The following is a 12755-nucleotide window of genomic DNA, read 5'->3' on the forward strand; positions in this document are numbered from 1 at the left end:
GCCATGGGCAGGTAGTGTATTTGGAGCGCTGGCGCGCTCGAGTCGGCGGCCCCGTGTTTCCCCGGCGGGGGGGGCGCCCGGGGGGGGGGGGGTGGGGGCGGGCCCCCCGCCCGCGCGCGCGCGGGGGGGGCCGCCCCCGCGGTCCGGCGCCGGGGGCCCGGCCCCCTCTCCCACACCCCGGGGGGCTGCCCGGGCGGGACACAAGGGGCCGCCGACTCGAGCGCGCCAGCGCTCCAAATACACTACCTGCCCATGGCACGTCGACTTGACTACTCCGCCCGGTACCCGCTGCACACCACCGAAGAGCTCTACGCGGCGCTGCGGAGCAGGGACTACTGGGAAGCGCGCGTCGCCGAGATGCGGAAGTACGCCCCGCACAACGAGGTGATCAGCCACGAGGTGACCGACGACGGCATCGATGTCGTACTCGCGCACACCCTGCCGAGGGAGATGCTGCCCGAGATCGCCCAGACGGTGATGCGCAAGGACATGGTCATCACCCGCAAGGAGAGCTGGGGCCGCTTCGCCCACGACGAGACCGAGGGCCGCTTCTCCGCGTCCATCCCGGCCGGGCCCGGCAGCCTCAACGGCACCATCCGGCTGTTCCCCACCGAGACCGGCGCCACCATGCGCTTCTCCCCGACCGCCAAGGTGTTCATCCCGATGGTCGGCCCGCGGCTCGAGCAGCTGATGCTGGTGAACCTGGTCGACCTGTTCCGGGCCGAGCAGGAGGAGACCGCGCGGTGGCTCGAGGAAGCCGCCGCGAAGAAGACCGTCTGACGCGGCGCGGTGGAACCTCGGGCCGGCCGCGACGCCCCGGTCGGCACGATCACCCGCGGCACGACGGGCGTCAACCGGCTGCGCCGCAGCGACCGCTGGCTCACCCATGACGAGCTGGTGACCACGCGGCTGCGCGCGGCCACCGACCCGCTCGTGGTCGACCTCGGCTACGGCGCGGCGCCGTGGACCACCTTCGAACTGGCCACCCGCCTGCGCACCGTGCGCCCCGACCTCCGGGTGGTCGGCCTGGAGATCGATCCGGCCAGGGTGGTGGCGGGCCGCGACGGTGTGCGCTTCGCGCGCGGCGGCTTCGAACTGGCCGGGCTGCACCCGGTCCTGGTCCGCGCGTTCAACGTGCTGCGCCAGTACCCGGAGGACGCGGTGCCCGGCGCGTGGTCACGCATCCAGGCCAATCTCGCCCCCGGCGGCCTGCTGGTCGACGGCACCTGCGACGAACTCGGCCGCCGCTGCGCCTGGGTGCTGCTCGACCGGCACCGCCCGCTCTCGCTGACCCTGGCCTGGGACCCGTTCACGGTCGAGCGGCCCTCCGATATCGCCGAGCGGCTGCCGAAGGTGTTGATCCACCGCAACATTCCCGGTGAACGCGTGCACGCGCTGCTCACCGCGGCCGACCGCGCGTGGGACCGCTCGGCCGCGCTGGCACCGTTCGGGCCGCGGGTCCGCTGGCGTGGCGCGGCGGAGATGTTGCGCGCGAACGGTTTCCCGGTGCGCGAGTACCGGCGTCGGATGCGCGACTGCGTGCTGTCGGTGCCGTGGCCGGTGGTCGCGCCGAACGGCTGGTCAGACGCCGGTTAGCGCCCGGCGCACCCGCTCGGCCGCGCGCGGCGCGAGTTGCTGTCCGCCCCACCAGATCTCGTCGGTATCGCAGCGGTGGATGGCGACGGCGTCGGCGACCACCTCGTCCAGCGCCGACTGGGAGATCTCGGTCTCGGCCAGATCGAGGACGGTCCGCACCGGCGTGGTGACCAGGAACGGCCCCGCCGATTCCACATCGGGCCCGCCCAGCCTGCGCCGGGTGAGCACCAGTCGCGGCGTCACCGGCGGGCGCCCCGCCGACACCGACAGGTGCAGGAACCGCGGCGCCAGCCTGCCGATCCCGTGCAGCTCGGCGGCGCTCTGATACGACACCGCGGCGGCCCCGTCGAACCAGGCCGCCCACATCGCGTACTCGTCGAGCGGCCCGGCCCGCCACCGAGCCAACCGCATCATCCCGACTCCGGCCCTGGTCACCGATCCGTCCCCCAACGCGGCCCTGACCTGCGGTTCGCAGCCCGTCCGCAAGACCTGACGGGTCGTGAAGAACCCCGCGTGCCGACCGGCGAGCCGCTGTAGCACCCGCCACCGATGATCCGCCGACCCCTGCACCCGGCGCACACCCTCGCCAGTCATGGATTCAGGCTACGCCGACGAAAGTGCGTCAGCTCACACTTTGCTGCGAAGGCTTTCATTCCGTCCTCAGAGCAGACACAGAAACGTGCGGAAGAATCCGATCCCATGAGCACGCAGACGCCCCAACGCCCGAAGGTCGGTCGGCGCACGCTGGTGATCGCCGTGGTCGTGGTCGCCGTGCTACTCGTCGCCGCGATCGTGAGCACCGAAGCCTATGCCCGCCACCAGATCTCGCGCTGCATCAGCAGCTCGTTCGAGCAGCAGATGGGCTCGAGCATCGACGTGAGCTTCGGCCCCAAGCCGATGCTGCTCACCTATGTCGACGGCAAGGTCGGCTCGGTGCGCATCGAGAGCGAGAACAACCAGTTCGGTCCCGCCGTCGGCATGGACGTGCGAGCCGAATTCGAGGACATCGAACTGGTCGACCGTGGGCGCGGCGGCGGCACCATCGGCAGTTCCTCGGCGGAGGTCACCTGGAACAACGCCGGCATCCAGCAGACGCTGGGCGGCATGGTCAGCGGCGTGCAGTCCTCGGCGGGCAGTGACGTGCTCACCCTCGACGTGATCGGCGGCCTGGCCCAGCTACAGGTGCAGCCCATGGTGCGCGGCGGCAATGTCGTCGTGGAGACCAAGTCGGCGCAGCTGCTCGGCATCGGCCTACCCACCGACCTGGTGCAGGGCATCGTCGAGACGTTCACCCAGAGCCTGCAGAGCTACCCGCTGGGGTTGCGCGCGCAGGAGGTCGAGGTCACCGACGACGGCGTGATCGTCCGGCTCGAAGGCGGCAAGACCCCGCTCGAGACCACCGACACCGCCGGTCGGCAGGCCGAGTTCACCTGCTGATGCGGCTACTCGGCGAAGCCGTCGAGCACGGCCGCGGACTTCGACAGCCCGAGGCGGGTGGCGCCCACTTCGATCATCGCCGCGGCGTCCTCGGCGGTGCGGATGCCGCCGCTGGCCTTGACGCCGAGCCGCCCACCGACGGTCCGCGCCATCAGCTTCACCGCGTGCACGCTGGCCCCGCCCGCCGGATGGAAGCCGGTGGAGGTCTTCACGAAATCGGCGCCGCCCTGTTCGGCGGCCCGGCACGCGCCGACGATCGCCTCGTCGGTGAGCGCGGCCGATTCGATGATCACCTTGAGCACCGCCCGATCCTCGACGGCCTCGCGCACCGTGATGACCTCGGTGAGCACCGCGTTGAAGTCGCCGGCCAGCGCGGCGCCCACGTCGATCACCATGTCGACCTCGGCGGCGCCCTGATCTACCGCCAAGCGGGCCTCGGCGCCCTTGACCAGGGAGTGGTGCTTGCCCGACGGGAACCCGGCGACGGTCGCGACGACCAACCCCGGCGCCCGCACCGGCAGCATCGACGGCGACACGCAGATCGCGTACACCCCGAGCCGGCGCGCCTCGGCGACCAATGCCTCGACATCGGCGGGCGTGGCCTCGGGAGCCAGCAGGGTGTGGTCGATCATGGCGGCCACATCGGCCCGGGTCAGCGGCGTCGAGACGGTCATGGTCCCGAGCATGACACACCGCGCGCCGCCCGCCGACGCGCAGGCCGCCGGCGAATCATCGTTGCGCCGCCGTACCCATATCCGGGAGACTTATGCATGGCGGTTCGCCGACCGCCGCCACAGACACGGAGACGATTGTGCTGATCCGTCGCGAGACCCCAGCGGATGCCGCGGCGATCGCCGCGATCCACCGAGCCGCCTTCGCCCCGCATTATGCCGAGGACGCCGCCATCACCGAACCGCCGGAACCGGCGCTGGTCGAGGCACTACGCGCGGACGAGTCCTGGATGCCGACGCTGTCACTGGTCGCGCTGGAGTACGACACTGTCGTCGGCCATCTGTGCCTCACCAGGGCGGGCATCGGTCCGTTCCCGGTGCTGGCCCTCGGCCCGCTCGGCGTCGATCCCGATCATCAGAAGACCGGTGTCGGCTCGGCCCTGACGCACGCCGCACTCGGCGCCGCCGACGCGCTGGACGAATCGGTGGTCGGGCTGGTGGGCAGCCCCGAGTACTACTCCCGCTTCGGTTTCGTGCCGGGCGCCCGGCTCGGCATCGTGCCGGATCAGGCCGACTGGGCCGAGTACTTCCAGGTCCGCGCGCTCACGGCCTACGATCCGGCCGTCACCGGCGAGTTCCGCTACCCCGCGCCGTTCTACGACCTCTGACCCCTCACTCGAAGACGACCGTGCGGCGGCCGTGCACGAGGACGCGGCCCTCGAGGTGCCAGCGCAGGCCGCGGGCCAGCACCACGCGCTCGATGTCGCGGCCCTGGCGCACCATGTCGCGCACGTCGTCGGCGTGGTCGACGCGGATCACGTCCTGCTCGAGGATCGGCCCCGCGTCCAGCTCGGCGGTGACGTAGTGGCAGGTCGCGCCGATCAGCTTCACGCCGCGCGCGTAGGCCTGGTGATACGGGCGGGCGCCGACGAACGAGGGCAGGAAGCTGTGGTGGATGTTGATGGCCCGGCCCGCCCAGTGCTCGCACAGCTCGGCGGGCAGCACCTGCATGAAGCGGGCCAGGACCACGGCGTGCGGATCGTGGGCGTCGACCAGCTCGCGCACCTGGGCGAAGGCGGGGCCGCGTTCGGCCGGGTCCTTCGGGAAGGGCACGTGGTGGAACTTCACGCCGTGCGCCTCGGTCATCCCGGCCAGGTCGGGGTGGTTGCCGATGACGGCCTCGATGGTGGCGGGCAGTTCACCGGCCGCCGCGCGCCCGAGCAGATCGTGCAGGCAGTGCCCGTCCTTGCTCACCAGCAGCACCACCCGGCGCGGGGCGCCGGAATCGTGCAGCTGCCAATCGGTCTCCGGGCCGAACTCCGCGGCGACCTCGGCGAAGCGGGTGCGCAGCTCGTCGATGCCGAACGGCACCGTCGCGGCCTTCACCGCCTGCCGGGTGAAGAACCAGCCGGTGTCGCCGTCGGAGTGGTAGCCGGCCTCCACGATCGAGCCGCCGAAATCGGCGATGAACGAGGAGATCCTGGCGATGATGCCGGGCCGGTCCGGGCAGCCGAGCGTCAGCACGAAACGGCGGTCATCCGAGGTCAACGGGGCGGAACTCATCCGCCCATCCTCGCAGGCCGCTAAGCGAGCGCGCGTGCGGGCTCACGGACAGCGGCCAGCACCTTGCGCAGTTCGGCGTTGAACAGGTCGAAGCGCTCGACATTGCCGAGGTGCCCGGTCGGCAGCACCTCGAACCCGGCGAGGGTGCCCGCCTGACGCAGCAGTTCGGCCAGCCGCTCGGCGTGCACGACCGGGGTCATGTCGTCGCGGTCACCGGCCAGCACGGTGGTGGGGACGGTGAAGTTGCGCGCGGCATCGCCCAGGTGCAGTTCGGCGAGCAGCAGGCCGTAGCGCGCCCTGGTCATCATCGGACAGCCGCGGACCACCGACAGCGCGTAGCTCAGCTTCTCCGGCGTGGTGTCCAGCGTCATCACCTGGCGGGCGAAGATCCAGCGCACCGGCGCGATCGGCGGGAACACGACCGGGGTGCCGAGGATGAGCTTGCCGAGCCAGTCCGGCGAGGGCAGCGCGCGACCGCGCAGCAGCCGCAGCGGCTTGTTCAGGCCGGGCACCATCGTCGAGACCTCGACCAGCGAGTGCGCGCCGGTATTGGTGAGCAGCACGGCCTCGGCCTGCGCGGCGACGCGTTCGGGGTAGCGGCCCGCCCAGGCGATGAGCGTCATGCCGCCCATACTGTGACCGACCAGCACCGCGCGCTGCCCGGGCAGCAGGGCCGCGTCGAGCACGTCGCACAGGTCGTCGGCGAGCAGATCGGTGCTCGGGCGCGCGTAGCCGTTGGTGCTCTCGCCGTGGCCGCGCTGGTCGTAGGCGATGACGCGGTACTCGCCGGCGAAGGCGTTGATCTGGGCGTTCCAGTATTCGATGGAGCAGGTCCAGCCGTGCGCGAACACGATGACCGGCGCGTCGACCGGACCGTAGGCGTGCACGCGCAGCCGGGCGCCGTCGGCGGTGATCACGGGGATCACCTCGTGGGGAATCGACGGCGGATCGAAGGCCGCCAGGCCGTGGGTCCGGGTCCGCAGGTCGGCCCGGTGGGCCGCCAGGACCGTCTTCACCGTGGTGGACGCCGAGCCCACCAGTTCGATCAGAGCCGTCGGCAACTTCGCACGCATCGGCACACTCCTTTGTGTTACTGCTAGATACAGTAACACCGTGTACCACTGAACGCGAGGGTTACCAGCGCGGGCCGCGCTGCACCTCGTCGACCTTCGGACGCACGTCCGCGAGGTAGACCCCGGTCGCGATGATCGCGATGAACGAGGTCAACATGCCGAAACCGGCGATACCGAGCAGCAGGAACACCAGCGCGCCGCCGAGAATCGCCAGCCAGATCGGCTTGGTCATCTTGTCCACGGCGGTGAACGCCTCCGCCCGCTGGCGCACGGCGTGGATGAGCGCGAACACCGTCGCGCCGAAGGCCGCGACCCACAGGACCAGCAGGATCATCGACGTCAGACCGTTCACCATATTCACACCCCCATCATACGAACAGCGGCTCCGCACACCAGGGATGTGCGAAGCCGCTGCCTGCAGGGGGAACTATGTGGTTTTTCAGGCCTTCTTCGGCGCTGCCTTCTTGGCGGGGGCCTTCTTGGCGGCCGGAGCCTTCTTGGCGGCGGGCGCCTTCGGGGCCGGAGCGGGCGCGGGCTCCTCGGTGGTCACCGCGACGACCTCGGCGTCGACGACGGCCGCGGCCTGCTCGGCCACTGCCTCGGCCTCGGCCTTGCCACGGCCCAGCAGGTCGTTGACCTTGGCCAGGGCATCCTCGGCGCGGGCGGAGGCGTCCTTGTACAGGCTCTCCACGCGACCGATCTGCTCGTCGACGGCCTGGTTGGCGCGCAGCCGGTCGACGGTCTCCTCACCGCGGACGGCGAGGTCGGCGTAGATGTCGAGGGCCTGGCGGTAGTACTGCTCGGCCAGCTTGCGCAGCTCCTCGGGGGTGAACTTCTCGCGCAGCTCGGCGAGGTCCTCCGGCAGCTCCGACGGCAGCCCGGCGATGCGCTCGCGCAGGGTGTCGAACTGGGCCTGCACGTCGGCCGGCACGTTGGCGAAGCGCTCGCGGGCCTCTTCGACGCGGGCCTTGGCATCGGCGGTGGCGACGCGCTCGCGGACGTCGGCGACAACCTCGTTCACGGCGGTGTAGATCGCGTCACCGGCGCCGACGGTGGCGAACAGCGGCTTGGTCACGGTAGCGGTCTTCTCGGTCATCAGTCTTCGTTCTCCTGGTGTGGCGGAGTGTCAGTTGTCGTGAACGAAACGTCGCTGTCCCGTTCGATCCCCCCTGAGCCGGCTTCTTCCCCGTTTTCCCGGCGAAACGACTCATAGATTTCCAGCAACACCTGTTTCTGCCGCTCGGTCACCGAAGTGTCAGCGAGCAGGGCGTCCCGGACCGGACTGTGCGGGCGCTGCTCGAGATATCCGGCCCGCACATACAACACCTCCGAGGAAACACGCAGCGCCTTGGCGATCTGCGCGAGTACTTCGGCGGAGGGGTTGCGCAATCCGCGCTCGATCTGGCTGAGGTACGGATTACTCACCCCCGCCAGAGCGGCGAGCTGACGTAAGGACACCTGCGCGGCTTCGCGCTGGGACCTGATGAACCCTCCGATGTCTTGTGCCGCGTGCGCTACACGTCCCTCGGGTTGGTCTGCCATCACTCACCTTCTGGCGGTTGTACGGTCAATACTAAGTCAGGGTGCTAGCAATTGCAAGCACTTCTGTTAGCACAGGTTCGGCTAACGGTCCGAGCTCAGTGGAACAGCAGCTGCGAGATCGTGTAGATGGCCAGGCCCGCCAGCGAGCCGACGACCGTGCCGTTGATCCTGATGAACTGCAGATCGCGGCCGACCTGCAGTTCGATCTTCCTACTCGCCTCGTCCGCGTCCCAGCGCGCGACCGTATCGGTCACCAGGGTCGTGATCTCGGCCGAGTAGTTACCGACCAGATAGCGGGCGCCGCGATCGATCCAGCCGTCCACCTTGCCGCGCATGGCCGGGTCGTCGCGCAAGCGTTCACCGAGCTGCTGCACATTCTCGGCCACCTTGCGGCGCAGCGTGGAATCGGGGTCCTCGGCCGACTCGAGAATCAGCCGCTTGGCCGCGCGCCAGGTGGCCTCGGCCATTCCGGTGATCTGCTCGCGGCCCATGATCTCGGCCTTCACCTTCTCGGCCTTGGCGATCATCGCCTCGTCGTGCTGCAGGTCGTCGGCGAAATCCTGCAGGAACCGGTCGGCGGCCTGCCGCAATTCGTGATCGGGATTGGACCGCACCTTCCAGGTGAATTCCACGAGTTCCCGATAGATCCGCTCCGACAGCAACGTATTGACGAATTTCGGCGCCCACTGCGGGGCGTCGCGCATCACGATCCGATCGATCGTCTCCTGCGAACCGAGCGCCCACTGATGCGCGCGTTCGGCCAGCAGATCGATCAGCGGCAGCTGCCGGTTGTCGGCGATCAATTCCGAGAGCACCCGCCCGATCGGCGGGCCCCACAGCGGCTCGGCGATCCGCTTGACGATGGTGTTGTCGATGATCTGCTCGACGTCCTCGTCGCGCAGCACGCCGACCACCGCGGTCAGGATGGTCGAGCTCTCCTGCGCGACCCGCGCCGCGTGGCCGGGATCGGCCATCCACCGCCCCACCCGGAACGAGATCTGCGCCGACTCCAGCCGGGCCGACACCACATCGGGCGCGAGGAAGTTGGTGCCGACGAAGGCGCCGAGGCTCGAACCGAGCTGGTCCTTCTTCTTGCGGATGATCGCCGTGTGCGGAATCGGCAGGCCGAGCGGGTGCTTGAACAGCGCGGTGACCGCGAACCAGTCGGCGAGCGCGCCGACCATGCCCGCCTCGGACGCGGCACGCACATATCCGACCCACTCGCCGCCGCCACCGCGCGACTCGAGCCAGCGGCACAGCAGGTACACCACGCTGGCCACCAGCAGAAACCCGGTAGCCAGCGCCTTCATCTTGAAGAGGTCACGTTTCTTGCCCGCCTCGTCGGTCATGACCGCGAAGCCCGCGGGCGGCGCGGCGGGCTCGGTGCGCGGCGCGAGAACCGCCGTGTTGCCGGGAGCTTTCTCCATAGCCCCCATTCTGCTGTGCGTACCACGACCGCGCCGCCGCGAGTGTGGTAGATGCCGCAACGTCGACCAAACGAGCGCTACCACACAGGCACGCGCCTAAGCTGTATGACCAGAGACGCCACATCGATGCCAAGGGGGCTGTTCTGTCCACCGAAGACCTTGTCGAGATCGGCGAGCAGACCGGGCGCGCCGCCGGTGTTCGCGGCGGCGGCCCTGTCGACGGCCGCAAACGGCGGTGGCGGCAGCACAAGATCGACCGGCGCGAAGAGCTGGTCGACGGCACGCTCAACGCGATCCGGGCCCGTGGCAGTCAGGCGGGCATGGACGAGATCGCCACCGAGATCGGCGTGTCCAAGACCGTGCTGTACCGCTACTTCGCCGACAAGAACGACCTGGTGCACGCCACCATGCAGCGGTTCATCGAGACCACGCTGCTGCCCCGCGTGTACGGCGCCATCAACCTCGACGCCGACGAGTACCAGCTGGTGCGCGCCGCGATGACCGAGTACGTCGGCACCGTCGACGACGATCCCGAGGTCTACCGGTTCATCATGAGCAACTCCGCGGGCGACAAGTCCTCGCTCGCCGAGTTCGAACGGCTCTTCGCCGAGGTGGTGACGGCCGTGCTCGTCGACCGGGCCGGCGCCAAGGGGGTGCGCACCGACGGCGCGATGCTGTGGTCCTACGTGCTGGTCGGCGGCATCCAGCTGGCCACCCACTGGTGGACGACCACCGACAAGGCGATGCCGCGCCAGGACGTCATCGACTACCTCACGATGATGGCGTGGTCGGCGATCGAGGGTGTCGCCCGTGCGGGCGGCTCGCCCGAATACTTCAGCGCTCAGCCGCACGCCCTGCCGGACATCCCGACACTGCCTTCCTGACCTGGCTCTTCGCCGCCGAGGGCGGAGCGGGGCTCGACATTACCGGCCGGTTGGTTACGCTGAACCGAGTGTGGCGCTGTGGCTCGCGTCACCGGGGGCGGCTGTGTGCCGCCGTGCCCGTCGGCACCAACGGAGGTACCTCGATGGCGAAGAACGTGCCGACGTCCCGGCTTGCCCGCGGCACGAAGCTGGGGGCGGTCGCGGCTAGCTCGGTGATCCGCTCGAAGAAGACCAGACTCTCCATGCGCGGACGGTCCGAGGCGGTCCGCGCGAAGATGGCCGAGGAGTCGATGATCCGCACCACCGAGCAGGTGGTCATGGTGCTGGGCACCATGAAGGGCGTGGCCATGAAGCTGGGCCAGATGATGTCGGTGCTCGACCTCGACCTGGTGCCGCCGGATCATCGCGACCGGTTCCAGCAGCGGTTGGCCGTGCTGCGCAACGCCGCCCCGACGGTGTCGTTCGAGGCCATGCGCGCGGTGATCGAGGAGGATTTCGGCCGCCCGCTGTCGGAGGTGTTCGCCGAATTCGACCCCGAGCCGATCGCGGCCGCCTCGATCGGTCAGGTCTACCGGGCCGCCCTGCCCGACGGCCGCGCGGTCGCGGTGAAGGTGCAGTATCCGGGCGTGGACGTCGCGGTGCGCGCCGACCTGAAGAACCTCACCATGTTCCGCCGGGTGCTCGCCTCGGCGATGCCGTGGATCACCCCGGCGGTGCTGGACGAGCTGAAGCTGAACATGGAGGCCGAGCTCGACTACGTGGCCGAAGCCGCCACCCAGGCCGAGATCGCCCGGCTCTACCGGGACCATCCGTTCATCGTGGTGCCCGATTCGGTGCCGGAACTGTCCACGACCAGGGTGCTGGTCACCGAGTTCATCGAGGGCACCGGCTTCGACGAGCTGCGCACGCTGCCCGCCGAGCAGCGCGACCGGGTCGGCGAGATCATCTACCGGTTCTACGTCGGCTCGCTGTTCACCTTCAACGAGTTCTGCGGTGACCCGCATCCGGGCAACGTGTTACTGGCCCGCGACGGCCGGGTCGCCTTCCTCGACTTCGGCCTGTTCAACCGCATGGACCCCAAGCTGGTGCACTTCGAGATCCTGTGCCTGCGCGCGGCCGCGGAGGATCGCGCGGAAGACCTGCGGCAGTTGATGATCGAGCGCGGCGTGATCGACTCCCCGGAGGAGATCGGCGCCGAGGAATGCCTCGAGTACGTGCTCTCCGCCTCGGAATGGTGCCTGGTCGACGAGGTCCTCACCATCACCCCCGAGCTGGCCAGCGGCGCTTTCCTGCTCGCCGTCGACCCGAGGGCCAGCGAGTTCACCGGGATGAAGCAGCAGAACCTGCCGCCGGAGCACCTGTTCTCCCGCCGGGCCGACTTCCTCACCTTCGGCATGCTCGGCCAGCTCGAATGCACCGCAAACTGGCACGCGATCGCCAGGGAATGGCTCTACGACGAGCCGCCCGTCACCGAACTCGGTCTGGCCCACCGTGATTGGCTCACCACCCACCCGCCGAAACCGGCGAAGAAACCGCGTGCCCGCAAGGCGAGCACTCGATGAAAGGCGCTTCGATGCCGCAAGACCGTGAGTTCGACCTGACCCTGTTCGGCGCGACCGGGTTCGTCGGCAAGCTCACCGCCGAATACCTGCTCACCGCCGCACCGGCCGACGCGCGGATCGCGCTGGCAGGCCGCTCGGCCGACAAGCTCGCCGCCGTGCGCGCCGAGCTGGGCCCGGCCGCCGCGAACTGGGAACTGGTCGTGGCCGATTCGACCGACCCGGCCGCGCTGGCGACGATGGCCGAACGCACCAAGGTGGTCGTCACCACCGTCGGCCCGTACCTGCGCTACGGCATGCCGCTGGTCGCGGCGTGCGCCGCCGCGGGCACCCACTACGCCGACCTCACCGGCGAGCCACTGTTCATCCACGACGCGATCGAGCGGTACGAGCAGACCGCGATCGACTCCGGCGCGAAGATCGTGAACTCCTGTGGCTACGACTCGATCCCGTCGGACCTGAGCGTCTACGAGCTCTACCGCGCGACCGTCGCCGACAACACCGGTGAGCTCGAGGACACCACCCTGGTGGCCTACCTCAAGGGCGGAATGAGCGGTGGCACCATCGATTCCGGCCGGGCCATGATGGAGGACATCGCCGCCGATTCCAGTCGCGGCCGCATCCTCGCGCACCCGTACTCGCTGAGCCCGGACCGCAGCATGGACCCCGATGTCGGCCGCCAGTCCGATCAGGCGCTGGCCAGGGCCGACAGCATCGATCCCAGCCTCGACGGCTGGGTCACCACGTTCATCATGGCCTCGCACAACACCAAGGTCGTGCGCCGCACCAACGGCCTGCTCGGCTGGGCCTACGGCAAGCAGTTCCGCTACCGCGAGGTGATGAACGCGGGCCGCTCCGCGGCCGCGGCGCGGGTCGCGGGCGGGTTGGGGGGGGGGGTCGTGGCCGGGATGGGCGGCCAGGGCCTCCTCGACGGCTTCCCAGTAGACGGCGTTGTTCACGTGGCCGAGCCGGTCGACATCGGTGACGCGCAGCGGGAACGACG

Annotated in this window: 15 protein-coding genes and 1 pseudogene; 7 read left to right on the forward strand and 9 right to left on the reverse strand. The window is 69.7% G+C overall.

Annotation, left to right across the window (positions count from 1 at the left end):
- Positions 1-252 precede the first annotated feature (252 nt).
- Positions 253-780, forward strand: a complete 528-nt coding sequence (locus QH270_RS07485; RefSeq protein WP_280339760.1) for a DUF2505 domain-containing protein — start codon at positions 253-255, stop codon at positions 778-780.
- A 9-nt stretch (positions 781-789) separates the two neighbouring features.
- The gene (locus QH270_RS07490; RefSeq protein ID WP_280339762.1) at positions 790-1596 is read left to right on the forward strand and encodes a class I SAM-dependent methyltransferase; all 807 of its coding nucleotides are present in this window, start codon (positions 790-792) and stop codon (positions 1594-1596) included.
- Here QH270_RS07490 and QH270_RS07495 read toward each other — a convergent pair.
- Positions 1582-2190 carry a hypothetical protein gene (locus QH270_RS07495; protein WP_110039150.1) on the reverse strand — a complete coding sequence of 203 codons (609 nt, stop codon included), beginning with the start codon at positions 2188-2190 and terminating at the stop codon, positions 1582-1584. The genes QH270_RS07490 and QH270_RS07495 overlap by 15 nt on opposite strands.
- Before the next feature lie 105 nt (positions 2191-2295).
- Between QH270_RS07495 and QH270_RS07500 the strand changes: the two genes are divergently transcribed.
- The gene (locus QH270_RS07500) at positions 2296-3033 is read left to right on the forward strand and encodes an LmeA family phospholipid-binding protein (protein WP_280339764.1); all 738 of its coding nucleotides are present in this window, start codon (positions 2296-2298) and stop codon (positions 3031-3033) included.
- Between the two features lie 5 nt (positions 3034-3038).
- Here QH270_RS07500 and deoC read toward each other — a convergent pair whose 3' ends face one another.
- Complete coding sequence (gene deoC, locus QH270_RS07505) at positions 3039-3707, reverse strand: deoxyribose-phosphate aldolase (protein WP_280339765.1); 669 nt, start codon at positions 3705-3707, stop codon at positions 3039-3041.
- A gap of 137 nt (positions 3708-3844) precedes the next feature.
- Between deoC and QH270_RS07510 the strand changes: the two genes are divergently transcribed.
- Positions 3845-4372, forward strand: coding sequence for a GNAT family N-acetyltransferase (locus QH270_RS07510; protein WP_280339766.1), 528 nt, complete (start codon positions 3845-3847; stop codon positions 4370-4372).
- Between the two features lie 4 nt (positions 4373-4376).
- On the opposite strand, the gene purU is transcribed toward QH270_RS07510, so the two are convergent.
- The 6 genes from purU to QH270_RS07540 form a co-directional block, all read right to left on the reverse strand.
- Complete coding sequence (gene purU / locus QH270_RS07515) at positions 4377-5267, reverse strand: formyltetrahydrofolate deformylase (RefSeq protein WP_280339767.1); 891 nt, start codon at positions 5265-5267, stop codon at positions 4377-4379.
- A gap of 20 nt (positions 5268-5287) precedes the next feature.
- Positions 5288-6340 carry an alpha/beta fold hydrolase gene (locus QH270_RS07520; RefSeq protein WP_280339768.1) on the reverse strand — a complete coding sequence of 351 codons (1053 nt, stop codon included), beginning with the start codon at positions 6338-6340 and terminating at the stop codon, positions 5288-5290.
- Between the two features lie 61 nt (positions 6341-6401).
- The gene (locus QH270_RS07525; RefSeq protein ID WP_280339774.1) at positions 6402-6695 is read right to left on the reverse strand and encodes a DUF2516 family protein; all 294 of its coding nucleotides are present in this window, start codon (positions 6693-6695) and stop codon (positions 6402-6404) included.
- Positions 6696-6779: 84 nt separating this feature from the next.
- Positions 6780-7436 carry a heparin-binding hemagglutinin gene (locus QH270_RS07530; RefSeq protein ID WP_280339769.1) on the reverse strand — a complete coding sequence of 219 codons (657 nt, stop codon included), beginning with the start codon at positions 7434-7436 and terminating at the stop codon, positions 6780-6782.
- Positions 7436-7882 (reverse strand): helix-turn-helix domain-containing protein, encoded by a 447-nt coding sequence (locus tag QH270_RS07535; RefSeq protein WP_110039146.1) that lies wholly within the window; start codon positions 7880-7882, stop codon positions 7436-7438. The genes QH270_RS07530 and QH270_RS07535 overlap by 1 nt, the downstream gene beginning before the upstream one ends.
- A gap of 95 nt (positions 7883-7977) precedes the next feature.
- Positions 7978-9309, reverse strand: coding sequence for a DUF445 domain-containing protein (locus tag QH270_RS07540; protein ID WP_280339770.1), 1332 nt, complete (start codon positions 9307-9309; stop codon positions 7978-7980).
- 167 nt (positions 9310-9476) lie between these two features.
- Between QH270_RS07540 and QH270_RS07545 the strand changes: the two genes are divergently transcribed.
- Positions 9477-10193 carry a TetR/AcrR family transcriptional regulator gene (locus QH270_RS07545; RefSeq protein WP_280339775.1) on the forward strand — a complete coding sequence of 239 codons (717 nt, stop codon included), beginning with the start codon at positions 9477-9479 and terminating at the stop codon, positions 10191-10193.
- Between the two features lie 88 nt (positions 10194-10281).
- Here the strand turns inward: QH270_RS07545 and QH270_RS07550 are convergent, their stop codons facing one another.
- Positions 10282-10512, reverse strand: a complete 231-nt coding sequence (locus tag QH270_RS07550) for a hypothetical protein (RefSeq protein WP_280339771.1) — start codon at positions 10510-10512, stop codon at positions 10282-10284.
- Between QH270_RS07550 and QH270_RS07555 the strand changes: the two genes are divergently transcribed.
- Together QH270_RS07555 and QH270_RS07560 are read left to right on the forward strand one after the other, a co-directional pair.
- Positions 10484-11755, forward strand: a complete 1272-nt coding sequence (locus tag QH270_RS07555) for an ABC1 kinase family protein (RefSeq protein WP_280339772.1) — start codon at positions 10484-10486, stop codon at positions 11753-11755. The genes QH270_RS07550 and QH270_RS07555 overlap by 29 nt on opposite strands.
- A gap of 11 nt (positions 11756-11766) precedes the next feature.
- Positions 11767-12681, forward strand: a pseudogene (locus QH270_RS07560) (saccharopine dehydrogenase family protein); the annotation flags it as partial.
- Positions 12682-12755 lie beyond the last annotated feature (74 nt).

It is taken from the genome of Nocardia neocaledoniensis (assembly GCF_029868625.1).
GTDB classification, from domain to species: Bacteria; Actinomycetota; Actinomycetes; order Mycobacteriales; family Mycobacteriaceae; genus Nocardia; species Nocardia neocaledoniensis_A.

What these genes read in the sequence shown, in the direction of transcription:
- QH270_RS07495 (WP_110039150.1), bottom strand. Translation starts at nt 2,190, where the DNA reads ATGACTGGCGAGGGTGTGCGCCGGGTGCAGGGGTCGGCGGATCATCGG.
- QH270_RS07555 (WP_280339772.1), top strand. Translation starts at nt 10,484, where the DNA reads ATGATCCGCACCACCGAGCAGGTGGTCATGGTGCTGGGCACCATGAAG.
- QH270_RS07530 (WP_280339769.1), bottom strand. Translation starts at nt 7,436, where the DNA reads ATGACCGAGAAGACCGCTACCGTGACCAAGCCGCTGTTCGCCACCGTC.
- QH270_RS07485 (WP_280339760.1), top strand. Translation starts at nt 253, where the DNA reads ATGGCACGTCGACTTGACTACTCCGCCCGGTACCCGCTGCACACCACC.
- QH270_RS07525 (WP_280339774.1), bottom strand. Translation starts at nt 6,695, where the DNA reads ATGGTGAACGGTCTGACGTCGATGATCCTGCTGGTCCTGTGGGTCGCG.
- purU (WP_280339767.1), bottom strand. Translation starts at nt 5,267, where the DNA reads ATGAGTTCCGCCCCGTTGACCTCGGATGACCGCCGTTTCGTGCTGACG.
- QH270_RS07500 (WP_280339764.1), top strand. Translation starts at nt 2,296, where the DNA reads ATGAGCACGCAGACGCCCCAACGCCCGAAGGTCGGTCGGCGCACGCTG.
- QH270_RS07520 (WP_280339768.1), bottom strand. Translation starts at nt 6,340, where the DNA reads ATGCGTGCGAAGTTGCCGACGGCTCTGATCGAACTGGTGGGCTCGGCG.
- QH270_RS07550 (WP_280339771.1), bottom strand. Translation starts at nt 10,512, where the DNA reads ATGACCACCTGCTCGGTGGTGCGGATCATCGACTCCTCGGCCATCTTC.
- deoC (WP_280339765.1), bottom strand. Translation starts at nt 3,707, where the DNA reads ATGACCGTCTCGACGCCGCTGACCCGGGCCGATGTGGCCGCCATGATC.
- QH270_RS07540 (WP_280339770.1), bottom strand. Translation starts at nt 9,309, where the DNA reads ATGGAGAAAGCTCCCGGCAACACGGCGGTTCTCGCGCCGCGCACCGAG.
- QH270_RS07535 (WP_110039146.1), bottom strand. Translation starts at nt 7,882, where the DNA reads ATGGCAGACCAACCCGAGGGACGTGTAGCGCACGCGGCACAAGACATC.